This window comes from Serratia sp. H1w (assembly GCF_000633355.1).
Taxonomy (GTDB): Bacteria; Pseudomonadota; Gammaproteobacteria; order Enterobacterales; family Enterobacteriaceae; genus Chania.
Map to the genome: position 1 here is coordinate 41,685 of NZ_AYMQ01000033.1, position 24,830 is coordinate 66,514.

General features: G+C 48.0%; 18 protein-coding genes and 2 pseudogenes. 8 read left to right on the top strand and 12 right to left on the bottom strand.

The window, feature by feature from the left end; all coding sequences use genetic code 11:
* Positions 1–11: 11 nt before the first annotated feature.
* The 12 genes and pseudogenes from U869_RS0105575 to U869_RS0105625 form a co-directional block, all read right to left on the bottom strand.
* Positions 12–725, bottom strand: coding sequence for a M48 family metallopeptidase (locus U869_RS0105575; RefSeq protein ID WP_025122570.1), 714 nt, complete (start codon positions 723–725; stop codon positions 12–14).
* Positions 725–3,820, bottom strand: coding sequence for a type I restriction endonuclease subunit R (locus U869_RS0105580; protein WP_025122569.1), 3,096 nt, complete (start codon positions 3,818–3,820; stop codon positions 725–727). Before U869_RS0105580 ends, U869_RS0105575 begins: the two co-directional genes overlap by 1 nt.
* The gene (locus tag U869_RS0105585; protein WP_025122568.1) at positions 3,817–5,847 is read right to left on the bottom strand and encodes a DUF262 domain-containing protein; all 2,031 of its coding nucleotides are present in this window, start codon (positions 5,845–5,847) and stop codon (positions 3,817–3,819) included. Before U869_RS0105585 ends, U869_RS0105580 begins: the two co-directional genes overlap by 4 nt.
* A complete protein-coding gene (locus U869_RS0105590) occupies positions 5,840–7,273 on the bottom strand; it encodes a DUF262 domain-containing protein (protein WP_025122567.1) in 1,434 nt (477 codons plus the stop codon). The genes U869_RS0105585 and U869_RS0105590 overlap by 8 nt, the downstream gene beginning before the upstream one ends.
* A complete protein-coding gene (locus U869_RS0105595; protein ID WP_029988068.1) occupies positions 7,270–8,613 on the bottom strand; it encodes a restriction endonuclease subunit S in 1,344 nt (447 codons plus the stop codon). Before U869_RS0105595 ends, U869_RS0105590 begins: the two co-directional genes overlap by 4 nt.
* Positions 8,614–8,618: 5 nt before the next feature.
* Positions 8,619–11,075 (bottom strand): type I restriction-modification system subunit M, encoded by a 2,457-nt coding sequence (locus U869_RS0105600; RefSeq protein ID WP_025122565.1) that lies wholly within the window; start codon positions 11,073–11,075, stop codon positions 8,619–8,621.
* A 335-nt stretch (positions 11,076–11,410) separates the two neighbouring features.
* Entirely contained in the window at positions 11,411–15,541 is a 4,131-nt protein-coding gene (locus U869_RS0105605; RefSeq protein ID WP_025122564.1) for a triacylglycerol lipase, read from the bottom strand.
* A 543-nt stretch (positions 15,542–16,084) separates the two neighbouring features.
* A pseudogene (locus U869_RS32845) lies at positions 16,085–16,384 on the bottom strand (putative zinc ribbon protein); the annotation flags it as partial.
* 87 nt (positions 16,385–16,471) lie between these two features.
* Positions 16,472–16,860 (bottom strand): annotated as a pseudogene (locus tag U869_RS32500) (putative zinc ribbon protein).
* Between the two features lie 162 nt (positions 16,861–17,022).
* The gene (locus U869_RS0105615; RefSeq protein WP_029988066.1) at positions 17,023–17,649 is read right to left on the bottom strand and encodes an inovirus Gp2 family protein; all 627 of its coding nucleotides are present in this window, start codon (positions 17,647–17,649) and stop codon (positions 17,023–17,025) included.
* Positions 17,650–18,018: 369 nt separating this feature from the next.
* Entirely contained in the window at positions 18,019–18,558 is a 540-nt protein-coding gene (locus tag U869_RS29230; protein ID WP_232785329.1) for a hypothetical protein, read from the bottom strand.
* 150 nt (positions 18,559–18,708) lie between these two features.
* Entirely contained in the window at positions 18,709–18,915 is a 207-nt protein-coding gene (locus U869_RS0105625) for an AlpA family transcriptional regulator (protein WP_025122562.1), read from the bottom strand.
* A gap of 476 nt (positions 18,916–19,391) precedes the next feature.
* On the opposite strand from U869_RS0105625, the gene U869_RS0105630 reads away from it, so the two are divergent.
* The 8 genes from U869_RS0105630 to U869_RS0105665 all read left to right on the top strand — a co-directional run.
* Positions 19,392–20,276 carry a hypothetical protein gene (locus U869_RS0105630; RefSeq protein ID WP_025122561.1) on the top strand — a complete coding sequence of 295 codons (885 nt, stop codon included), beginning with the start codon at positions 19,392–19,394 and terminating at the stop codon, positions 20,274–20,276.
* Between the two features lie 84 nt (positions 20,277–20,360).
* Entirely contained in the window at positions 20,361–21,236 is an 876-nt protein-coding gene (locus U869_RS0105635; RefSeq protein WP_025122560.1) for a GTPase family protein, read from the top strand.
* 199 nt (positions 21,237–21,435) lie between these two features.
* Entirely contained in the window at positions 21,436–22,140 is a 705-nt protein-coding gene (locus tag U869_RS0105640) for a WYL domain-containing protein (protein WP_025122559.1), read from the top strand.
* The gene (locus tag U869_RS0105645) at positions 22,140–22,709 is read left to right on the top strand and encodes a hypothetical protein (RefSeq protein ID WP_025122558.1); all 570 of its coding nucleotides are present in this window, start codon (positions 22,140–22,142) and stop codon (positions 22,707–22,709) included. The genes U869_RS0105640 and U869_RS0105645 overlap by 1 nt, the downstream gene beginning before the upstream one ends.
* A 14-nt stretch (positions 22,710–22,723) precedes the next feature.
* The gene (locus U869_RS0105650; protein WP_025122557.1) at positions 22,724–23,176 is read left to right on the top strand and encodes a YfjS/YafY family lipoprotein; all 453 of its coding nucleotides are present in this window, start codon (positions 22,724–22,726) and stop codon (positions 23,174–23,176) included.
* Complete coding sequence (locus tag U869_RS0105655) at positions 23,173–23,622, top strand: IrmA family protein (RefSeq protein WP_025122556.1); 450 nt, start codon at positions 23,173–23,175, stop codon at positions 23,620–23,622. The genes U869_RS0105650 and U869_RS0105655 overlap by 4 nt, the downstream gene beginning before the upstream one ends.
* A 71-nt stretch (positions 23,623–23,693) precedes the next feature.
* Positions 23,694–23,924, top strand: coding sequence for a DUF905 domain-containing protein (locus U869_RS0105660; protein WP_025122555.1), 231 nt, complete (start codon positions 23,694–23,696; stop codon positions 23,922–23,924).
* 98 nt (positions 23,925–24,022) lie between these two features.
* A partial coding sequence (locus tag U869_RS0105665) for a DUF932 domain-containing protein (protein ID WP_025122554.1) occupies positions 24,023–24,830 on the top strand: 808 nt, incomplete at its 3' end.

Consider the following 24,830-nt stretch of genomic DNA (forward strand, 5'->3'; position numbering starts at 1 on the left):
CTGATTGAATTTCAATATCCCCAATGATTATAAGCCAAGGGCATTTTATTCAACTTAGCTCTGTGTTCACGCCAGTTTGGCAAATGAATACTCATCAGGCCGATAAAACGCTCATTGTGCTTGCGTTCGTGTAGATGAACTAGCTCGTGAACCACAATGAATTCAAGGCATTCAGGTGGTTTTTTTACCAGTTCGAGATTGATCCAGATACGTGCTGTCTGTGGATTACAGCTACCCCATTTAGTCTTCATTCGCTTGATGCCAACATAACTGGCTTCAACTTTAATTTCCTGCTGCCATTTTGCCATTAACTTAGGCAGTCTTTGTTTTAAAATACCGCGATACCACTGGTTGAGAACAGCTTCCCGCTGGGCCGTATCATAATGTGGAGGTACTTTCATGCGTATCCAACCACCCTGAAGTTTCACTTCAGCGGGCTTATCTACTAAAACTACATCCAGCCGATATCCTCTTCCCCAAAGGTAGTGTGTTTCGCCACTACACATTTCTCGTTCACTCTGGCGCGGCTGAGCCTGAAATTGTGCTTGCTGCTGTCGGATCCATACCAGCCTTCTGACAACAGCCATCCTGATAGCTGTGTCTGACAGTGAGACGGGGGCCGATACTCTCACTCGGCCATCCGGAGGCAGTACGCTGATATGCAGGTTTTTGATTGGCTTACGCTGCAAATCGAGAGTGAGCTCACCAAAGGTAACCAATGGCATCAGCGATACTCCTTCTGTGCCTTCACCAGGGCCATTACATCTGCGACCGTCACTGAATAACCTTTGATCTCTTCCGCGATAGCGAAACTAATCTCGCGTTCTTTAAAACGATCCCCATACCAGTCGGCCTTTTTGGTGTGACGCACTGCAGCATCTATCTTTGTCACCAAGACTTCATCCTGCCCGAGGTTGTCAAACAACGCTTTCTTGGCGAGGGTATCAATACTTGCTGGATAAGTACTTTTACTACCTGACTGCGGATGTTTAACCTGCTTCGCCAGTTCACGTACGTGCTCCAGATACTCCTGATAAGAGATAGCCTGTTGACGACGAAGTGCGATCAGTTCATCAAGCAATACCGACATTTTTTCGTAGTATTTCGGGTTGACGGGGTTTTCATCAACAATAGTTCTGCGAACGTTATTTTCAATCGCTTCAGCCATGGCCTCCTGGTTGCCACGCATGTCGGCTGGAAGTCCATCCAGTGCTTCTTCTCCGCGTTCAATAATCAACTCAAGCAGTCCTAGTTCCTCAAAATCCATAAGGGTTTCACTAGGATCGGCATCCACCCAAAGATCCAGCATCTGACGCATCCCTGGCTCGAATTGCTTCATGTCCACGAAATCGCCACTGGCTATTTTGATTTCATCGCGGACTTTTGTATAAAACTCAACATCAATGCGGATTTGATTTGCCTGCTGCTCGCTATAACCAGCATCTGTTAGCTCACCTGCCAGATTGGTAAAAGCACGGATAAGCTTCGCCACGGATTGATACAATGTTAGACGTAAAGCTTCTTTCTCAGATAACTGCTCTATCGACGCCCCTGATTCCCCACAGAAATAATGCTGATAATCAAGTTGATTGCGTGGCATTTTTACTGGTTCGCAAAGGGTGCGAACGGCATCCAGAGCACCATCAAGATCGATTTTGGCTTGTTGCAAACGATCTTTCAGTAACCCGGCTACATCTTCTTTGTCGTAGCCGTCAAAGGCTTCTGCGGTGTAGTCCTGAACTGTTTTTTCCAATGAGCGGAAAAGGTCTTTATAGTCGACAATATAGCCGTATTCTTTATCTTCACCATCCAACCGGTTAACGCGACATATCGCCTGGAAAAGGTTGTGATCGGCCATTTTCTTGTCGATATAAAGGTATGTGGCTGACGGAGCATCAAAGCCAGTCAATAACTTATCAACGACTATCAGAAGGCGCATCTGGCCTGGTTCTTTGATGAAGCGTTGTTTGACCTCTTTTTCGAAATCACTCACACGTTTGGCTGCTTCAGCCTCAGGTTGTTCAAAATATTCTGCAAGCATTTTGCGGTAGATGTTGTACTTGGCTAGTTTCTCAGTCAGTCCTTCACCGCTCTCTTCGCCTTTAATCTCACTGGCATTTGGCTGGTAGCTCGTCACAATCGCACATTTACCGGCAAAACCTGCGTCACTAAACATCTCATAGCATTTGCAGGCCTGATAGACGCTGGAACAGACCAGCATGGCGTTACCTCGGCCGTCGGCGAGCCGTGGTTTTTGTTCAAAATCGAGAAGGATGTCAGCCACAATTTGTTCCAGCCGCGAGCGGCTCGACAACAGCTTCTGCATCGAAGCCCATTTCTGCTTGAGTTGCTGTTGGCCAAGGCGAGAAAGTTTAGATGTCTTAGCATCAAACCACTGGTCGACTTTTTTCTGAGATTTGACCCGCTGATCAATGTCACGAGCTTCGTAGCGCAGGTCCAGTACAACCCCATCATTGACTGCTTCATCAAATTTATAAGTGTGGATATAAGGCCCGAAGACCTCTACTGACTTCTTCTTATCTTTCTTCATCAGCGGGGTACCGGTGAAACCGATAAATTGTGCATCTGGCAAAATGCTTGTCATTGCCGCATGCAATTTGCCGGATTGGGTTCGGTGGCACTCATCCACAAACACGAATAATTTTCCCTTCGGGCTAAAATCGGCAGGGATATTTCGTTTTATTTGTTCGATAAAATCGTCTGTGTCAGCGTCTTTGTCATCCTCCTCCTGACGACCAAACTTATGCACTAACGAGCATATAAGCCAGGGCTTGGTTTGATTCAGGCGAGTCACCAGATCCGCACCGCTCCGAGTGCGAAGGATCTCTTCTTCCACACCGTTAAACACTTTCTCAATCTGTTCATCAAGTTCTGTACGGTCGGTAATGATTAAAACTCGGCTGTCGGTAATATTTTCTCTGATCCATTTTGCTAGCCAAACCATAGTCAGACTTTTACCACTGCCCTGGGTATGCCAGATAATCCCGCCTTCATTGCGTTGAATAAAAGGTTTCGTTGCAGTGACGCCAAAATATTGGTTATGACGGCAGGTTTTTTTCACTCCAGCATCGAAAACGATAAAGTCGTGGATCAATTCCAGCAGGCGCTGTTTATTGCATATCTGAGCCAGGTGACGATCAAGCATGTAGGCGTGAGGTGATTCCGCGGCTTCTTTCCATTGAAGGTAATATTTCTCCGGCGTTTCGATTACACCATAGCGAAGCCCTTCTAAATCATTACCGGCCATCACCAGTTGGATGGTAGTGAAGAAGTTGCGGATGAAGGCTTTTTGCTGATTATCGAGGTTTTGGCGGATGCCCTCTGAAACTGAAACTGTAGAACGTTTTAGCTCAATGACACCAAGCGCAATACCGTTAACATACAGCACCAAATCCGGGCGCTTTTTATTTTCACCGTTGTAGGTCACTTCTTCAGCTATAGCAAAATCATTGGCTTCTGGATTTTTCCAGTCCACCAACCACACGGTTTGATTCTGCTCACCAGCACCTTCTTTATCCTTCACGCCGTAGCGTAGCAGGCGATACACCTCTTTGTTTGCATCATAGAGGATACGGCCTTCACCAAGACTTGCGGCTCGATCCAGTTGCCGTAATGCTCTGGCTATTAGTACTTCTGAAACGCCGCGTTTTGTTAACCAGGCAGAAACTAAGCCTGGTTCAATATTCCGGTTGTCTTCTCGTTTATGCCAGTTACCAAGATAGTGATAACCGAGATGTTTGGTGAATAACTGGATAACACGTTTTTGTGTTATGCGTTCACGTTGGCCAACACTGTTCATAACACCTCCCTTAATACGCTATCACTACCATCGACACTGCTTAACACTGCCAGCATTTCCGCTTCGTGAGTGGCGATTTCTTCTTCCCCCCACTGATTGTTCTTCTTCATCAGCTCGATCATGGCGAGCAGTTTCAGATTATCAATTTCATTCCGTTCCAGACTCGCTTCGAAGTGCTCTTGCTTTTGTTTTGGCTGGAAATTACTCAATCGCGAATTCTTGCTGTGGCTAATCAGACTGAGGTTGCCGAAGGTATGCAACGATGTATCTGGTAATGTCCTATAGCCATCCATGGGGTGCTGGGGATAGAAATGCTCTACTGAACTCCGGAAGGTAAATTCGAAACGTTTGACTACTTCAGCTTTATGTCTGTCACGGCACCAGAGTAAGTAGTCCAGGTAATTGAATACCAGGTTGTTTGCTACCATCCCAAAGCGCATCTTCTTCTTAATCTTGTCCGACAGTACCACAGGTTGGAGATGTAGCTCTTTACCGTAGATAATCTCAAAATATGATTTTGGTTCTTGTTCTGCCAGGAAGTTTTGAAAGACAAACGAGGAGGCGAGATGCTCCAGATACCCGAGGTACTTCCTTGCATCTATCTGGTTTTCAGCGGAATAGGCATTAAACAGATAGTACAAGGCCCCATTCAACCAGTGTTTATAAACCAGAGTAGGGGTCGAAACGTGGAATGCGGAAAGTAACATCAAAATCTGCCGGTTGATGCCGGTATTGTTACCCTCATCTTCATTAAACGTATTGGTATAACTGGTACTCTTCTCCGAATACCAACGCAGGCGCTTCAAACTCCAGCCATCGCTACCTTTGGCGAACTCTCGTTTTATCACGAACTGATCAAAAAGATATTTGCATTTGAGAAGTGCAAAGACGAAATCCTGTACCGCTTTAACCGGGTCATTCTGCTTTAATAACCGAAGTTCGAACTGTTCGATTAATTGTTTGTCGTCAAGCGGAACATCTACTTTGTTCTTACCTGTGTTGCTGCAGACACGCAGCACATGGAGCAGGAAGTTGGAGAAGTTGATAACACTATTAAACCGATCTGAGCTACCTTCATCTTCATCACCTCTATCACCACTTATGGTTGAAGATGACTTGATAATGTCAGCCAGTGTGCGGTTTGTTTGGTTCTCTGTTGTACTAAGCTCCGAAGCCGATGAGATAAGCATGTCAGCTAGCGATTTAAAATCAGCAGGCACAAACTCCCCCCAATTTTCCTGACCAAATAAACGATGACGCTCGGCTGGTGTGAAACCGTATTGGACGTAACGTTCCATGTTGGAGCTGGCATCCCAAACTCGTGAGAGGGTGTTCAGGCTGCTCTGTCGATCTTGCTGGTCCGTTATCTTGTTGAGCGCAGCCATGAGTCGCGCTTTCACCACTTCATGCTTTTCAAGTTGCTCGCCTCGATTGTTCATTACCTCAAAAAAATGATTGAGGTCGGTATCGGCAGGTACTTCTATTCGGGCAATTTGTACATAGTCGAATAGATAGGTACAAAAATGGTTTAATGGCTCTCCAACTAGCTTCAAGTCGCGCAACACTTTGCCAATCAGCTCATAGCCATTAATCAACCCTTCGTTAAACTCCTTGCTTCGAAGTTTATGTGGTTCGACGCCTTGCCAGAGGCGTGCAAAGGTCTCACTGGATTTTGGTCTACTCTCGAACCCCAGATTAATGCCCTGGTACCAGCTCATATCCAGCGTGGATCCCGCTTGTTTTTTTAACCAGGTAGCAAGAAGGGATAGGGTAGTGAAACGCTGCTGTCCGTCGATTATCTCTGACTGCCCATCAGGGCGAGTGAACACGACCAACGTACCGATGTAGTAAGTTTGAGGGAGTGGGCTATGAAGGCTTTTTCGCTGGTAGTCGAGTATGTCCTGCACAAGTTGAGTGATCTCACCTTCTCCCCAGGCATAGTTACGCTGGTACATGGGGATAAGATAATGAGATGCATCACCCAGTAATGATCTTACAGTGAAGGATGTTACCTTTGCATCACTCATAGTAGTTCATCTCCTTGAACAGCCTCACCAATTCATCTTGTTCATAGTTACCTTTTAGGCGGTTATTGTGATTTTCTGATGCCCTAACTGTGAGTAATGGCATAGATAGCACATCACCAGGTACTCTGGCCTCTTTGATTACCCGGAACAGATTATTTTCCAGCACATACTTATCCATAGTAGCTAGCTGTACCACCTGCTGTCGGATTCGGCATCTATAGGCCCAGATAAAGCTTTTTTCAATCGCTGCAGATAAGGACTGCCCACCAAATTTATCGATATAAAAGATCAGAGCACAATCAAACATAGTGCGTATATATTGATCTCCTGTCCGATAGCGATTGTGATAGCTATTTAACGTTCTTAGTATCTGAGTCGCCATTTCACCAAGGGCTGCGCCTTGAATCATTAACGGTTTTTGAGTATGAGTGCTGGCATGCTCACTGGAGATAATTGCCGATACCTGTTGCTGGTAATGTTCTGCCATCTCGAAAAAGCGTCTTCCATTGATAATCATCTGATCGAGATGGAAAGGGAAACGCATTTTCTGGCCATCAATCTTGCGCTGGTACTGATTGTTATAGTCATCTACAAAATGGTGCGCTATGCGCAAAGATTCCACATAAGGGAACTGACCAATCTGATCAAGGTTGATCCCTTTGAATAGGCCGACTTCATCCTTACCAAAGAAACGAGCTGAATTTCCCTGCGACCACTGACGTACCCTGTAGAGATAGGATGCGAAAAGATCAGCCAGCTCATCGCTGGGTAATCCCTCCCAATGAGCAACGGATGCAGCTTTCAGTTCTGCCTCATGGCTGGCGAATTCACGTAGATGGAAGGCTTTAAGCAGATCGTGAGGATCCAGATCCCGCCCACGAGCATTTTGTGAGTCGAAGAACTGAAAGGTTTCAGAAAGCTCAGTCAGCACAAAGACCACGATCTGGCAGCGATTGAGAAGAAAATTGATATGCTCTTCGCTGAATTCTCGATGGCTAACCTTACGTTTTAACTCCTGATAATTCTGGTATAGATTGTATTCCGATACCTGACTGGGAAAGCGTTGCCGTCCCATAAAACCTTCAACGGAGGGCTTTAGCTGGGTTAGCGCTTCCTGCAAATCCTGACGTTCTAACTCAGCAAGTCGGGTTTCGATAATGGCCCATACTGCCAGCATTAATGTCAGAGTTCGTTGCTGACCATCGACGATATCCAGTCTATGTTCTACATTGCTCCTAGGCTGATGAAACACTACTGAGCCCAAGCGGTAGGCTGATTTATCGAGATGACTGTTTATGTCCGTAAACAGTTCGCTGATATTTTTTACCGTCCATTTATAAGGACGCTGATAGGCCGGAATGGTTACGTCAGTCAGGCTCAGTAGACCCTTGACCGACAGAACTGTCTTATCAAGGGCATGTTTCATGGCTGCTGTTCCAACGGTAAACGGATACGGCCGGTCAGCAGTTGTTGCATCATTCCTTGTTTTATATCGCGGAATTTGGCGAGCTTTTGCTCTAATACCTCGAGTTCAGTATCCATATCTGAGAGGATGGTGGCGATGGCAGTTTGCTCTTCTAAGCTCCCTGCAGGAAATTTTAAATTTTTGACATCAGTACTATTTATCGCCGGATAATTAGAACCGGTTATTAACATATCTATTTGCTTGTTTATTACAGAGTGAAATAAATGCTGGTATAAATAAGCTGCACAGAATTTTTGCTGCTTGCATCTAATTACACTGAAACCAGTTGAACCGATAAAATTCTGAATCTCATTAGCAATAAAGTAATGCGACATGAGATTTGGCCTCACTGTTGAGACAAGCAAATCGTTGAACCGCAGGACACGTCTGGCCCTTGACGGAGCTGTCGAAAAGGTATGTTTGGTTGTCTCAAGTAAAGAGCCAGCTTCAATACTCTCAAGAGAAATATAATTAAACTCATAGTTTTTTTGAGTGTTAACGGATAAATTTTCTGGGTCAACAACTCCAACTTCTTGAATACATACGATGTTCCAATCTTCCGGAATTAGTCCAAAATCGCTAGGCTTATAACCTTTAAAAGTTCCATCTGGATATTTAGAAAATTGCGGTAGGCGAGTATGACCAGTCAGTAGTTGCTGCATGGTGGCGGTTTTGATGGAATGCTTTTTGGTGATTAAATGCTCAAGTTCAGTAATCAGTGTATCGGTATCAGAGAGCACATTTGCGATGGCTGTTTGTTCATTCTTTGGCGGGATTGGAAGCGGGGTGTTTTCAAGATCACCTTTTTTTACATGAACGAAAGATGATTTAAATCCATGAGCCATTTTTTCAATTTGCTCCTGGACCTTTCGAAGTACGTAATAGGAATAACTTGCTGTAACAAAGTTTTCATCAGGGATGACTTTGAATATATGCTGATTTAGTATTGCTTTTTTCCCTTGCCATACTCTAGCTCCAAAAGAAACTCCTTTTGAACCAGACCAAGCGAATAGTAAATCGCCTTTTTTTATATGAAATTTTGTATCAATAACCCCGGTAAAATAGTTATACGGTGCATGTGAGTCATTAAGATTTTGAATTCTAATTATTGGTAAGCCTTCTTTTTCCCATTGTGATGGCTTGAAACCATAACCATTAATTAATTTCATAGTTTTGGCTATATTAATTACCATCCAATCCTTAGGTATTATCCCCACTTCTGTTTGTTTAAAACCAAGTGGAACTGCCTCCTGTTTCATCGACATTGTTTTCTCGTTCAGTGTCATTTGCGGATTGCTCATTGTACTCACTCTATGCCCATCGCCTGCAGATGAGCTATGACTTTGGCCTCTAGCTCCGTTACGTTTTTTGTTAGTTCAGACAGAGCCGCGCTATAACGTTCTTCCAGTTCTTTAACACGGTTTGCTAGTCGCTGAGTGACACGTTCAATCTCGGTGTTTAGAGCTCCGGAAAGGCTAACCTTCCATTTATCTTGTACCAGTAGAACTTTAATGTCGTTATCAGTGAGTTTTGGGTAATGAGAAAAAACTGTAAGATCCAATTTTTCCTGAGCATCCTTATGCGCTTTTTTGGTTTTGGTTTCAGCATCGAACAATGCCTGAGCAGCTTTTAGTACTGCCTTTTCCTCTCTATCTGTGGCAATTTTAAATCGTGCCTTAATGCTGGCAGCAGTGACTTTGTCTTTATCATTTACCGCATCGGCAAGTAACCCATCTTCATCGCCGTTTTCTTCAAGGAAACTTTCAAGTGCTTGGGCAGCTTCATCATGAGCGACCTGAAGTTGATCAAGTTCCAGCTTCTCGGTAGCAAAATAGCGAGTTACTAAAAGTACTGGCGGCAAAAGTTCAGCCGTATACTTTTTCTTGCCAATTACCAGATCCGGTGTTTCTTTGAGTTTTTCTCCTTTTTCGACAATAAGTTCACGAAGCACTTTGCCCGCCTGCCAGCCATCCTGACTCAGGACATAAACGTCGTCCTGCATCACATCCATCCAGTAGTCCATTAGTAACTGATAGATAGCGTAGTTCTCGAGCAACGGAGTGTCAGCTGTAGCTTCAGAAGCATAGGCAGCGAGGAGCCGCTCGCCAATTTCTTCAATCAGCTGTTTCGGTGAGTCTCCACGAGCAATTTCTTCAAGCTGACAACCTGCAAACCACTTTTCAAAGGGTACCAGTGCTCCAGCTCTGAAAGCGGCAAATTCCGGGTGTGCCAGTATGGTGGTCTTAACTTCACTTGCTTCGACTCGAGCATCGCTGTAACCAGGCCGGGCAGGTTCGAACAGATCCTGACGTAAAGTCGGGAAAATTTTCCAGTAAGCACTGAGAGCATCAATATCGCGATCGGGAATACCTCCAGCCAAATGGCCAGAAAGGTCATGCAGATCTTCCGGATCGCTGCTGTCGATATAGCGAGGGATATTGAGGTTGAAGTCGTTGGCTGCAATTTCTGACAGCGGTACCATGCGACTGAAGCGGGGGATTTCCTGCTCACGATTAAATACATCAACAATTTTATGGATGTCCTGGGCGCGTAGGCGATTTTTATTGCCATCCTTAATAAAGCCATTACTGGCATCGATCATAAAGATACCTTGTTGACTCTCACCATTAGCATTGAACGCTCTGAGTCGAGCATCTTCTTTATCGATGACAATAATGCATGCCGGGATACCCGTGCCGTAGAACAAGTTAGCGGGCAGGCCAATGATGCCTTTGATGTAACCTTGCTTGAGCAGATTTTCACGAATACGTGCTTCGGCATTGCCCCGGAACAGTACGCCGTGTGGCAGGATCACTGCGCCTTTAGCTGTGCTCTTGAGACTCTTGATGATGTGCAGCAGGAAAGCGTAGTCGCCGTTCTTTTCGGGTGGGGTCCCCCAGACAAAACGGTCAAAAGTATCGTTTGCAGCATCCAGCCCGCTGGTCCAGTTTTTGTTGGAGAAAGGGGGGTTAGCTACAGCAAAGTCGAAGGTTTTAAGGTTATCGTTGCCATCCTTCCAATGTGGATCGGCTAAGGTGTTACCTTTCCAGATTTTAGCGGTGGCGTTGTTATGCAGGATCATGTTCATGCGTGCCAGTGCGCTGGTCGCATAATCCATCTCTTGGCCATAAATGGTCAGCCCTTTCGGACCGGCTTCGTCACTGGCTTTCAACAGCAGTGAGCCTGAACCACAGGTAGGGTCATAAACGGTAGCATCTTGTGGTGTCTGTTTACTGATGCCAATCACTTTCGCCAGAATGCGTGACACCTCTGCCGGGGTGTAAAACTGCCCCTTGGATTTACCTGACTCTGTAGCAAAGTGACGCATTAAATATTCGTAGGCATCACCCAGCAGATCGTCTCCATCAACGCGGTTGGCTGAGAGATCCAACCCTTCGAAGATTGCCACCAGCTTGGAAAGGCGGTCGATCATCTCCTTGCCTTTGCCCAGCTTGTCTTCATCATTGAAGTCGGCAATGTCGATAACACCTTTCAGGTCATTAGCTTCAGCAAGTAATCTGATGGTTTTGTTAATTTTTTCGCCAATTTCTTTGTTGCCCTTGAGAGCAACCATATCGTCGAAACTTGCACCTTCCGGCACTTCAATCATCGCGTAAGGGTTGCCCTTAGCTTTGTCAGAGACGTACTTCATAAACAGTAGGGTCAACACATAGTCTTTGTACTGTGAAGCATCCATTCCGCCACGCAACTCGTCGCAGCTCGCCCAAAGGGAGGAGTAAAGTTCGTTCTTCTTGATAGCCATATGGTGTCCGGTAAAAACAAAGCATGTAACGCGGCAAAGAGGTGACGACACAATCGTCCAAATAGTTTCTGTCGCGTAAGAATTTACCAGAGAGTTTATCAAGTTGGTGGGGCTTCGACCATGGACGTCTGTACATCAAATTCAGATATTGCTGTAGATAAAAAGGTAAGTTTTACTTAGGCGTGCAGTAGGGAAATTATGGTAAAGGCTATTCGGAAAGGGCTGTACTACATGTAGTGGCGTCCAATTAGCCGAAAATTACTTTCACCAAAACAGCCCGCATTGCGGGCTTTATGATGTAAAGCATACTTCATAGTGAGGGGAGCTATTCTGCATTAATATTCGAACTGTTCACTATCCCTTTTGTTTAGTCTCGCGCTCCTCTGCTGGTCTCTGTCGAACCGTTCTTGCACTTCGTCCATCATCCGCGAGGCTGCAAGCGCAAGCTCCGGACTTCCGCTGTTGCGAAGCTCAGCGAGCAATGTCAATTTATCCTCTGCACAGGCTGCTCTGGAGCCTAAGTCGTCATCTGCAGAGGCATTATGCACCAAGCCCGATAGCACCGGTTCGGGTGAAGGAGCTCCTGCAATCAGGGCGCTGGCCAGGGCGGTCCACACGAGATGTTCCCCGGATTTTTCATACGGAGAAATCAGTGTTGCCAGGCATGGATAGCGGGTCCGAGGATCCTGCTGACACCAGGCCATTGTGACTGCCATTGGCAGTACCGTCAGAGGCTGGTCTTTGCTGTAAGACCGCTGTGAAACAACGTCACGGAAGGCTTCATCAACGACGCCGGGTGCAGGACATAAGCGGTCAAGAATAACTTGCGGCTGGTAGTGACAGATGAGGCCGAGCACCTCGGTGAAGTCATAATCATGCAGAGTATAGCGTTCTGATGACCGGACAATGGCTGCCAGCAGGTCGCGAGCCTGCTCAGCAGAACACGCCTGAAATGCACGTTTCGCGATCGCAGAGATGTTATATTTGGGAATATCTCTGGTCGGTACCGGATGCCCATAGATGATGGCGCAGATCCACCTACGCGCGAGCTCCAGCAGAGGCTCACTGCAGACATAGCCGTCGCGACCGTCATCATGAACCCGCATCGAAAGGATATCGAACGCAGTGGAGGGGCCATTTTGATGGCGCCACATCAGTTGCAGGAGTTCGATGAGCGAACTGTCGGGGATAATGGCATGCCGCCTGCCACTGGCTAATATTCGGTAGCCACTCACATCTTTTTCCGGGTCCTCAAGATGGTGCATAACTCGCTCAATGCTGTTTGCATCCATCGGAATGTGCGCCTGTATTATTGCAAAGTGCTTCTCCATCTTAGGCATGTGCAGCCAGGCATCCAGAACGGCATGACAGAGCGCGGAATCCTGGTGATAAATTCCCCGTAACGAACCACAAAGAAAGACATTTTTAATGTTCTCTGCGCCTAGTCGGGTTATCTGGGTATTAAGTTTCTGGCAGAAATCCTGAGGATCTGAAATCTCTTTGCCCAACACGGTCGAAAATTCCATCATCCGTCCATAGTCGCTGTCCTCAAGCAAGGCACGGTAAATAATGCTGTCCCTGAGGTCTGGCAAGCAGGATGCTACGTCTCTGCCGAGGGCAGCAGCCAATTTGTTGGCAACGTCATATCCGGAAGTGTGATTTTCCCCGTCCTCATCCTTTTCCCCGAGGCCATAAAAACTCTGTTGCTGTGAAAAAATAAAGATGTTGAGTTTCTGTGCTAGGCTATCCGGTCGGGTCAGTTGTTCGAGCTGCTGCAGGGCTTCCCATTCTGCTTCGGTTTGTTTCTCGACGTCGAAATGAATGACCTGTTTGACGGTCGGCCACAACACTTCATCACCCGGCGTTCCGATGAGTTTTTCAATCAGCGTGACAAGCTGGACTTGTGCGGGTTTGATCTTCCATAACGATCTGAACGAGCTATGAACTAACCTGCATGCCTCCCGGGAAAACTCCGAATGCCTATTACAGCTGGCGATGAGAAAGTCCAGAACTCTGCAGAACCAGGTTTCGTAGTCGTTCATCGTCTGAGGAAGATAACCAAAGTCACGAACCTGAGCCCCGAAGTCGAAGCCTTGGAAAGAAGTAAAATGCGATGATTTAAGCAGGCTTTGTAGCAGGCGAGATGCCAGACCCGTGCGCTGTTCGAGGAGCAGTGTATCGATGATGTTCAGACGCATCGTTAACGGCGCATGGGTGCCGGAAAGATGGATGTGGAACAGGGTGCACAGAAGGTCGGTACTGGAGGCATTGTTTTCGTTTGCCTTCTCATTGTCGGCAAAGCGGCACAGCAGCCAGACGCACTGCTCAAAATAGCGTGCCTCATAGGCCAGCGAGCGAAGCAGACGAGCAATCACGGTAAATGCCGGATTGTCACGCGTAAAGAACCCGCCGTCAGGCACTTGGTCACCGGTTCGTGTAATGAAGTCTAGGGTCTGCTCCTGGGCTACCGGGGCGACACTGGCAATCAGGGAAAAGATCTCAGTGTATCGGTCCTTCCCCCGGGCGAGCATCCTGTCAAATAAGCCGTCAGAAGTCAGCATTTTATCTGCCATGGCTGCCGCTTCCCGGGAATCCGAGAGATAACCCAGCCGGCGAGTAAATGACCTGAACAGACGTTCATGTTGGTCCGGATCCAGAGCCGATAGGATCTGTGCGTGCGGAATGTCTTCCAGTGCCCGCTGGGCGAGTCCATTCGCAACAGGATGCGGAAGAATGGCCATCCAGTCTCCCCGCACCTGAGCCAGCCCGCGCCGCTGAATTTCCTGCGCGCTAGCATACAGGTCGTTATGATGAAGACGGGCAAGACGGGCCATTACGGTCAGTTCATCGCTGTATCCGTCCCCGGCGGTAAAGCGGAAAGAATAGACCAGTGAGAGGAGAGAGCCTGCCCGCATCAACTCCGGGCTGGCTGAATGGCGTTGATCAAAGAGCCTGCTGAACAATTCGCTGCTCCTCAGTCTGGAAATATTCTCTCCCCGGCCGATGGTGGCAGCTAGCGCCAGTGCAACACGGGCATTCCCTCCCGAGAATTCTGCAATGGTACTTCGACTAGCCTGGCTGATGTCAGGGAAATAGCCAGATATTAAGGCCTCAATCAGTTCTCCAGAGCTGGCCTCCATCGAGATAACATCGGTGTTATCTGGAATATCATCCCGAACATCATACTCCACGGTCAGAAGACGGGAACGCGCAGGCCCAGGATCGGCGTTTAACACACTGTTCAGTGAGTTATGCAAGGCCGGGGCACAGTTGTCGACGACAACCACCGCCTCCTGGGCCGTGGATTTGAGTTTTTCCAGCAGAGCATCTGGAGCTGGAAACGCTTGGCCTCCGGCATCGGTATAAAAAACAGTGTCGGGGGAGAGAGCTGCCCGACCGATGTTTGTTTCAAAGAGGGCCTGTACAAAGCGGGTCTTCCCGACCCCAGACAGTCCGACCAAGCGGAGTACCGCACCGGGCACAGCGAGCTTTTGTCTGATCGCGTCCAGCATCTCTTCAGCCGTGATTTTCCTGCCAGCATCGATAGTCGCATCGCTGAACTTGACCTTATCATCAATAATATAACGTCCATCAACGTCTTGCGTAGCGCCTGACCAGTTCTGGTATCCGCGCCAGCCACTGACCTGACTGCCAAAATGCTTCATTAGCCAGAGATGCTGTGGGGTGATTTTCGCCGACTTAACAAAGTTCAGCACATGCTGATACACCTCATTCTGCCTCGAATCAGGTTTGCAGATCCCGTTATGATCAGCATCGACCATAACCATCTCTGCTTGGATTCCCGGGTCTGCACTGTCTGGTTTGACAATCTTAGCAAGCCCGTATAATTTTCGGCTTTCGCCGAGGACCAGACGCTTACCGGTAAAGGTGCGGTCCCAGTTGCGATACCAGACGTTGAGTTCGCGCAAATCGGGGTTGTTGCGGTAAAGATAGGCCGTCATGGCTGACGGTCGTCCTCCGAGGCAGGCAAATGTCAGCAATCTTGCGGGTAAGGAATTACCTAAACTCGAGACATCAGAACCCTGATGGGGGGTACCAAGAAAGGCAACGGCGGTGATACTATTCAGCAGTACGCTGACCTCAGGCTCATCCTTTCGGTCACAAGCAAGCCGGATTATTTGTTTAATCAGCAATCCGCCCTGACTGTGACCGATGAAAATAACTTCTCCGCGAGTGATGTCATTCTGCAGAAGTAGCAATTTAAATATGTTCTGAGCCCGATCCTTCAAGCCCATGTCGGGTTGCAACCAGGTCAGGAGACTGGTTTCATATTCGACAGCCCAGATTCGCAGATCCGGATCATCCTGCTGTAACCATTCAGGCCAGAACTGACGTTTATCCTTTCCGGCAGTCCAGGTTTTACGGTAATGGCCACCGAGACCATGTATCAGAACAACATTGCGTTTTGCCCCTTCAGTACCTGCTATTAAATGAATGGTAGCCATCTTCCCACTGTTCCTTGCGTATGTTTAATCTAAATTCACGCCAGATAAGGTCATTCTTTGATATTTGTTTAACGCTATTTATATCAGTATTCAGGCTTCTTGAACCGCTATCAAGTTTAGATATAGCTGTCAGCCCGACGAATAAATCAATGGGGCAGGCCATTGTCATGGTCTAAGTTCGTTGCCTGAAAGTCATAACAGAACTAAACAGGAAGGGGAAAGGACCCGCATACAGGATTGCTTATGTCAAAAGGAGCCTACTTTCAACAGGCTACGAGCCATATACAAAATTGATAAGAGCTGATTCCAGCTGGCTTCTTGCTGCGCTATAAATTTCAAATTAGTGGCTGTGATGCCCGATTATAAGTTTTGGCAGTGGTATGTTGACGAAGGAGTTCTGCTGAATAAACCCACCGTAAAAGTTTGCCTAAACTGCAGGGTTAGCGGCAAAGCCCCAAAGCCGAAGAGTCTTTTAGGAAAAAAATACGACAGATAGTGGATAGCGACCTGCAACTCGTCGCTATTAACGCTGAGGTGTTCACTTCAGTGCGTTTCCCCAGTGCTCACAGCACCGTTACGGTTTCGGGGCACCCGAGATTTCCACATCGGCAAAGTTCTTTTTCCCTGTGATGCGCCAGTGGCCGATTTCGCCAAATCCACTACCGCTGGTGACAACAACATGGTCCTCAGTTTATTGTCCTTCGAATTTACTTTTACCTCTGGTTCCAAGTGCGCGCAGTTCAACAGCCGCTTGCTTGTCGTATTACGCCGGTCGAGTTCAAACCACGGCGCTTCATACTGTGAGCCCACATGAAGGATGAGTCCAGAGCCGTATGATATGCAGCTCCAGGTCCTGGCTCCTTTACTGACAGCCTATCAGCGGTGATATAATTACCCAGTGCGTTGGTGGCGAGAAACACTTCAACATTATCATGATGTCACCCATTTTGACTGGCTAAAGTCTCCGGTACGACAGGTTAGGCAGTAACGTTCACCATAGTAACTGGTCTTGCATTGTCTGCACTGCCAGTCGGCTTTACTGACCCGGGAGTAGCATCGGGGAGGAGGCGCTGTAACCGTCTGACCAGTTGCTGTTCACTAGCATCCGGATTGGCATAGGGACAATGCTGTCGACCATTGTTGGTGAGACCCGTTTCGGTGTGCTCAAACCACGGACATTCGGTGTCGAACTCAGGGTGGTATTGCAGCACTCTGTTGCAGAGAGGGCTGGTATAGTGATCGTAAGGCGCTGTCTGCGCGGTACGAGCCCCGCCTAGGCTACCGTTACCGTCGAGAGCGGTAACGGATTTAGCAAACATAGTCATGTTCCTGCAGGCAGGCGTAAGCCGTCCCTGAAGAGTAGACAGACGCCATGCGGTTGAATGGATTAAAGGGATTGAAAGGGGACCTGCGGTGTGGTTGTCAGACTGTGGCATTGTGGCGTAAATAAATCGCCATCAGCAAAACGGATGCAGGGAATATCAGCCCTGACTGCAGCCGAATGAGCGTTCGGTACTGCTGTATCGCTTGGTGCGATGCTTTGCCATGTAGCTCAGACGGAAAGTCAGTGCATCCACTTTCTTTCTGAAATCCGGCTTATTGATTTCCAGAAAAGCCAGGGGGTTACCCGGGAAATGGACTAACGTCAGATATTCATACCAGTCTCGTTTCTTCATCGCACTCAGCCAGGCGTTTTGAATCAGGGATGCCAGACCTTTCCCCTGTTCATCGTAGCTTCCCAGAGCATTGAACGTGTCGGTGTTGACGAGGAGAGCCAGGTGATAATGCTTCTTGCCGCCCAGTTCCGGTTGCTCCAGCACCCAGACGTAACGTACTGAAGTACGGTGGCTTCGTTTCCCTTCCTTGGCTCTTCTCTGCCGATAAGCGACTATCTGAGCTTTCAGTGAGTCGATAAACCGGGACATCAGTCCCGGGCTCAAATCAGCATCGCTGGTAATACTGTCTCCCAAATCTCCGTTTTCCGGTAAGTGCAAATCCACCCTGATAACTGTGGTTTGTGGATGCTCCTTCAGTGCGTGGCAGAGCACTTCAGCGGTTCTTTGTAGATAAGCCACATTGAAAGGTGCCTGGCTTGGGTCGAGCTTCATAGGGTTAGTATTATCGAAAATAAACACAGTGGTTTCCTCCACCTGTCGAGGAACATCAGGCATGGTGCTGCTATCCCGTAAAGCAGGCTGGCATAAGGTTTGGTTGGGGGAATAGATGGGATGCTGATGTTCTTAGTTGATTGACCAACGACTGCCATGGCTGCACAGCATCATTCACAACATAAGTGTTAGTAACTGATTGTATTGAAGTAATATATTACCTATCCGACAGTATCCTCATTCAGAGAGTCCTTTTGGCACAAGGCTTAACTGATTGTTTTACCGTCAATAATCACTCCGAAGTTAGCTGTCTCATATAACATGCATTTACAACGGAACAACGATGTTTCCTGCCAATACTTCAGAAAGTTAAATCAGTGGATCGACAACTGTGCGATACGCGAAAGTAACGTATTCATCCATTACGCTAGTTATCATCAAATTCTCCTCCTGCCTCCCGATGATCCAGTTGCAAAGCTCCTCATAGGTTCTGCGTTTCAGATTATCGGTCCAGTCATCAAGACAGTTTCCTAGCATTAAATCGTACCAGCATAACCAAACCATCTTCAGACGTAACTCAGAGCCACTGAACTGCCGAAATAAACTGATGAGTTTATTTGCCAGAGGACGCTGTTTTAAACGTACACACTCAGACAGCAAAATCCCCTCCAGCATGGGATGGTGAGCCAGCAGATGCTCTTGAGTTAATAAACTGACGTTCAGATCGTCATTGACGGTCATCGATGCTGCGGCTCTGCCATAAATAATACGGTGCAGGCATTGTGGGACGATGGAAATAACCTCTTCTTCTCCTGGAAACTTAAGGCTGCCAACCGTCAGGGTATGATGGTGACCTATATTCTGGTGACACATACCCGATCTGATCGCCAGCTTCGTGAAATCTGTCAGCTAGGTTTGATAATATTTATACAGCTCCTCGTAGCGTGGCTTGTAGTCTTTCATGGTTTATATTCCTTATGGCTTAAATTACAGGTAGCAGAAAACCGCCGGAGATACCGGGAAGTTATTAGTCTGCTGAGGGTTTAGTCGGAGTGGAGGTTATTTACGGGACTGGTCGACACGTTCCTGGAGCCAGGCTTCCACTCCACTTTTCAGCCATCGGGAACTTCGCCCTAGTTTGATAGGTTTGGGAAAGGAACCATCTTTAATGAGCTTATAAATCCACTTATCTGTCATCTGAAGAAGCGTTGTGATAAATACCATGTCAACGAGTTGATCTTCGGTAAGCAAGGTAGGGGTATTCATGATTTGTCTCTCCGGTTTTGAAAGGTAAGCCGGATTAGTGAAGTTTGATAACGACGACTGCTCCGGGACATATCCATGTGGAGATACGTAAAAAAAGCGAGTTATGTTTACCTCTGTTCCTGCCTTGGTATCAATGCTGGAGTTTTTCAAAGATAGAAGATAATGAGATGTTATTTCTAGGGCCATATTTTTCCACTCCAGATAAAATTAACCGTTACGTATAGTGAAAATGGTTAAAAATATAAATGAAGAAATGCAAGATGATTGTGGGCTTGATAAAGGCTGCAATAATCTCTGTATAACTTTGGAGAGAGAATGAAAATCATCATCCTCATTTGCATATGTAAACCACATCACATAACTGTCATTTCCCCCCTAGATCTTACACATGAAAGTTATTGATATACAGCGCGGGGTTATGCTAAAAGTCATTGATTCACTGTAAATCACTTAGTGATATCAAGGAAGGTGCCGGTATGGTTAAGCTAGTGGGAAATGAGAGTAGTAAGATACGCAATCTTGAAAATAAACTTATTGCGAATAATTATCGTTTTCAATCTGGTGGAATAGATAAAGATTACCGGGCATATCAGGTGAGGGTTTTCAATTATCTTATTTCATTAAATATTCCAGAGCAAAAAATTAGTGATTTCCTTGCTGAAGTAGATAATAGCTATACAAGCGGCTTTCCATCAGAAAATGAACTGGATTGGTATCGTAATGATCCACGAGCAAGTTTGTGGTTGGCTTGTGTATTATATGAAAAATTAAAATCAGAAACTCCTGAATACAATAGCGATTTTTTATCCCCTACGTCATTACAACCCAGTCATGATGTAAGAATTGATGCAATACGTCGCTGCATGGACGAATGGCCTATATTTTATATAACACAGTCTGACTTTATGAAGGATCAAAGTATTGAGTGGGCAGGGTTACTTGATCAACATGATTTATTTAGGGGTGTTAGATCCAGTAAAGTTGATGTCTGTTCCTGGTTAAGGGATTACTTAAAGGGGAATACATCAATTGGACTGAAACGTATTTGTGGTAATTCTCCTGAAGAAATAATGTCGTGGTGCTATGCCAGTTACTTTATGTGGAGAAAAAACAGCCTGCACTCTCCGGATTCTGTCGAGTTGTTCATTAGGAAGTTTAAGAGCGCCTGGTCTACACAGAAAAACAGGAATAAAAATAAAGAAGAGAAAAAGCTTGTGACAATGAGTGTAAATATCTCTCAGCAAGCTCATGATATGCTGAGAGATATGTCTATGAAAGATACGATGTCAAATAACGCAATTATAGAGAGTGCCATTCTTAGGCTATATAAAAGTAAAAATACTAAAGAACACTCCAAATAATTTCAGACAGATATTATCTCAGTGAATCACCCGCATCCTTTACCGGATTGCGGGGCTTGTTATTTTTCACGCTGAGATCTTCGTATGCAAAAATTGGACGGCCTTAAGGCCTTTGAGCAACCTCTGGCTTCACTGCCACACCCGTTTCGCAACCTTATCCTTGAACGTCTTCGCAGTCTCACTCAATACGAGCCGGTAATCGGCATCATGGGTAAAACCGGAGCGGGTAAGTCGTCGCTCTGTAACGCGCTGTTCCAGGGAGAGGTAACACCTGTGAGCAATGTTGAAGCCTGCACCCGCGACGTGCTGAGCTTCCGGATCAGTAGTGGCTCTCACAGCCTGTTATTGGTCGACTTACCCGGAGTGGGGGAAAGTAAGGAACGTGACGAGGAGTACACCACGTTATACCGTCGGATCTTGCCCGAACTGGATTTGGTGTTATGGGTAATCAAAGCCGATGACCGGGCACTGTCAGTGGATGAACACTTCTATAGCAAGGTGATGCTGGCGTATCAGCATCGGGTGCTGTTCGTGGTTAATCAGGCTGACAAGGCTGAACCGTGCCATCAGTGGAATGCCACCAGCAATACACCATCTCATAGCCAACAATCGACAATTGAGGCCAAGCGGAGCGCGGTGCAGCAGCTCTTCCTGCCGCACCATCCAGTCTGTGTTGTATCGGCCCGAACGGGTTGGGGGCTGGATGCGATGGTAGAGACGATGATGCGCAGCCTGCCTGACCGGGCCACCAGCCCACTGACAACACAACTGCACGGAAGGCTCTGCACCGAGCCGGTAAAAAAGCAGGCACGCGAGCGCTTTGGTCATGCCGTGGATGAAATGATTGGCACTGTAGAGTCATCATCTTTTCTGCCAGCGCCTGTAAGGGCTGTGATTCGGACGGTGCGAGAAGCTGTGGTGACCGTTGCACGTGCCGTCTGGGACTGGATCTTCTTCTGACAACAACTTATGACGGACACTTCCTGTCCTTTCCTCGCTCAATTAATGAGCGATTAATTCACCTTCAACGCGCAAAGGCGCATTACAGCTGCAATTCTCGCACTGAAAAAATACGCCTTCCCATGTCCATACCCTGTCCGACCCCTTCGTTACACTAATCACTTAATTTTCAGCCTGTTAACGGGATGGAGAAACTCTAATGTCCCAGACTGAGCGTCGCCATGAGCGGCTGGCGGTTCGGCTGTCCCTCATTATCAGCCGCCTTGTTGCTGGCGAAACACTGGATATGGGCCTTCTTGCTGCTGAGTTTGGTGTATCGATCCGTACCCTGCGCCGGGATTTTCGTGAGCGACTAATGTACCTGGACCTGGAATATCGCGATGGCACCTGTCGTCTGCTCTCAGGTAGCCATCAGCGTGAACTGGCTGTACTGACTTTTGCCCGTCAGTCAGGTGTGGAGGCCCTGTTTCCTGACATGGATAACCACATGGTCAGCTCACTGCTGAGTGGGCCCGGTGAGTCTCCTTGCCTCATATGGGCAGGGGCAGAGTCATTGTCGCCACCCAGGCCAGGTATATTTACACGCCTTGTCAGGGCCATATCAGAGCATCGCCGTGTGACGCTGCTGGCTGAAGGTTGTCGCTGTTCAGGGCTTGCACCATACCGCCTCGTACTCTGCGGCAGGCACTGGTATCTGACTGGAGAGCATCATCATCGCGTGGCGGTGTTTCCGCTGAACGATATCCATGCGGTTACCTTGCACCCGGAACTGTTCGTGCCTGACCTTCAGATTCGCAACGTTCTCGCCGAACCGGAATTACTCAGAGCCCTTCCCCATTTTCACGTTTTTCACTCACTGCTCGCCAGAACCGGCGACGGTCTTTTACCTCATAAGGAATCATGATGAAGAAATTACTGACCACAACGGCGCTGGCCGTCAGTCTCTGCGCTGGCGCTGTCTTTCCGGCGTCTGCCGAAACTGTCGTGGGTACCGTCAAATTCTGGCAGTACATGCAGGCGGATGGCTGGAAATCGGCCGATGGCATGGACAATGACACGCTGAACAACACGCTCTACCAGGCCAGTGTCATTGGCAATTACCCCTGGACTAAACAATTTCTGCTGCGTCAGCGCGGAGGTGGAGCTTATTTTCTCGCCGATAAGAAAACGCATACCGTACGCAGGCTGAATCTGAAACCTGCCAGCGGTTATTACTCCGATCTGACATCGGTCTACCAGGGCGAAGACCAGGGGAAAGGGTGTTACTTCACTATCATCGACACCCAGTATCAGCTGGAGCTGGCTGACGAACCTCACAGCAACCAGGTGCTTGCTGCATTCCCGGAAAACTGTGTTAACAAACAGCAGCAGGCTGCCCTGGCGGCGAAGCGTTCTGCCTCAGAGCAGAAACTGCAGCAGTGGGTAGCCCAACAGAGTCTGGCAGAGTTGTGCCGACGCACCGGCAACTGCTGAAAGGAATCTGCACCATGAAGAAATTGTATCCACCTGTGCTTGCCGCTCTGACAGTTATCGGTGCCATGGGAGTCTCTGGCTGCGACAGCATGGAAGATGCTGGCGTGAAAACGATAGCCCGGTTTAAGGACCTGGCTCCGCCACCGTTCAGCAAGATTGTGTCGCATAAATCCGATATTGCCCAGGAATGGGTAAAAAAGGATGCCTTTGGTACACCGCAATACACGGTGATGAAAACCCGTCAGTCGCCGGAAGGCTGTGAGTCAGGTAATTATTACTACATTGCTGACATGCAGCAGAAAACGGTGCAGCCGCTGATAGCAGCCCTGTGCCTTGCCGACAATATCACTCTGAGCTTCAGGATTGAGACCGACAGCTACACGGGTGAAAAATCAGTGGTGTATTCGCACGATGGCAAGGAAATGGGGAAACTCTATCTGCCGGAGAATCAGGAGAAAAATCCATGATGAAGCTGAAAGGCGTTATCTCAGTTTTCGCTCTGAGCCTCTGTCTGCTGTCACCTGCTCAGGCCGAAGAACAGCGTTACATCAGTATCCGCAACACTGACATGGTCTGGGTGCCGGGTAATGTCTGCGTCTGGCAGTTTCGCCTGGACAACGGCGGAAGTGGTGTAGGGGTCGGGCCTTTGACACTTTCCCTGCGTCTGAAAGATAAAGGGGGGAACACGCTGGCAATGGGGGATATGGCGGTGGCTGCATTTGGCGACAGCGATGCCACTCGCTCTCAGGAGGCCTCGCTGGAGAACGAATGCGTGGAAAACGTCAGCTCCGTCGAAATCATGAAGGCAACGGAAGAGCGTAATGGTTATCAGATTGACCTGCCACTGTCCGTTTTCGACCCGAAGTACTACCGGCCGGTACAAGTCACGGTTGTCGGTGGTAAGGCATCCTAGCTGCTTGATTGCCCGCTTGATTCAGCCCCTGTCGCTTATGCCACAGGGGCTTTTTGTTTTAAGGAGCCTGTATGACTGAACTCACTGAATTGCCTGATGGACCGTTTACGCGCCAGCAGGCGGAGGCGGTTGCCTCTCAATATTCCAACGTTGCTATAGAGGACGACCAGGGGACACATTTCCGTCTGGTTATCCGTCATGAGCGTTGCATGGTCTGGCGAGCCTGGAACTTTGAGCCGGATGCCGGTTACTGGCTGAACCGGTATATCACTCGTTATGGCATCCGCAAATTTCCTGCATAACCACCACCAGCACATCACCGATATAAACAAAGTCAGGCCACACCTCCTTCGGGAAGTGTGGCCTTTTGTATTTTTACCCACTGTATAAGGAGTTATCCATGCGATTAGCCAGCCGCTTTGGCCGTATAAACCAGATACGCCGTGACCGGCCTCTGACCCACGAAGAGCTGATGAGCAATGTCCCCAGTGTGTTCGGGAGCGACAAGCATGAATCTCGTTCAGACCGTTATACCTACATCCCGACCATCACCATCCTTGAGAGCCTGCAGCGTGAAGGCTTTGAGCCGTTCTTTGCCTGCCAGACAAAAGTTCGCGACCAGAGCAAGCGGGAGCACACCAAACACATGCTTCGCCTGCGTCGTGCCGGTCAACTGACCGGACATCAGGTGCCGGAAATCATTCTACTTAACAGCCATGACGGCTCATCAAGCTACCAGATGTTGCCGGGGTTATTTCGAGGCGTCTGTACCAACGGTCTGGTCTGCGGGCAGTCATTCGGAGAAGTGCGGGTACCGCATAAAGGCAATGTCGTCGAGAAGGTGATTGAAGGGGCTTACGAAGTGCTCGGGGTCTTTGACCGGGTGGATGAGAAACGCGATGCAATGCAGTCGCTGGCGCTGCCAGCCCCGGCCCGTCACGCGCTGGCAAATGCCGCACTGAAGTATCGATTTGGTGAGGACCACCAGCCGGTCACGGTATCGCAGTTGCTGACCCCGCGTCGTCGGGAGGACTACAGTGATGATCTGTGGACTGTCTACCAGCGCGTGCAGGAGAACCTGATGAAAGGTGGATTGTCAGGGCGAACCGCTCAGGGGAAAAGCAGCCGCACCCGTGCTGTTACCGGTATTGATGGCGATGTGAAGCTCAATCGCGCCCTGTGGGTTATGAACCGCCCCGGTTTTCTTG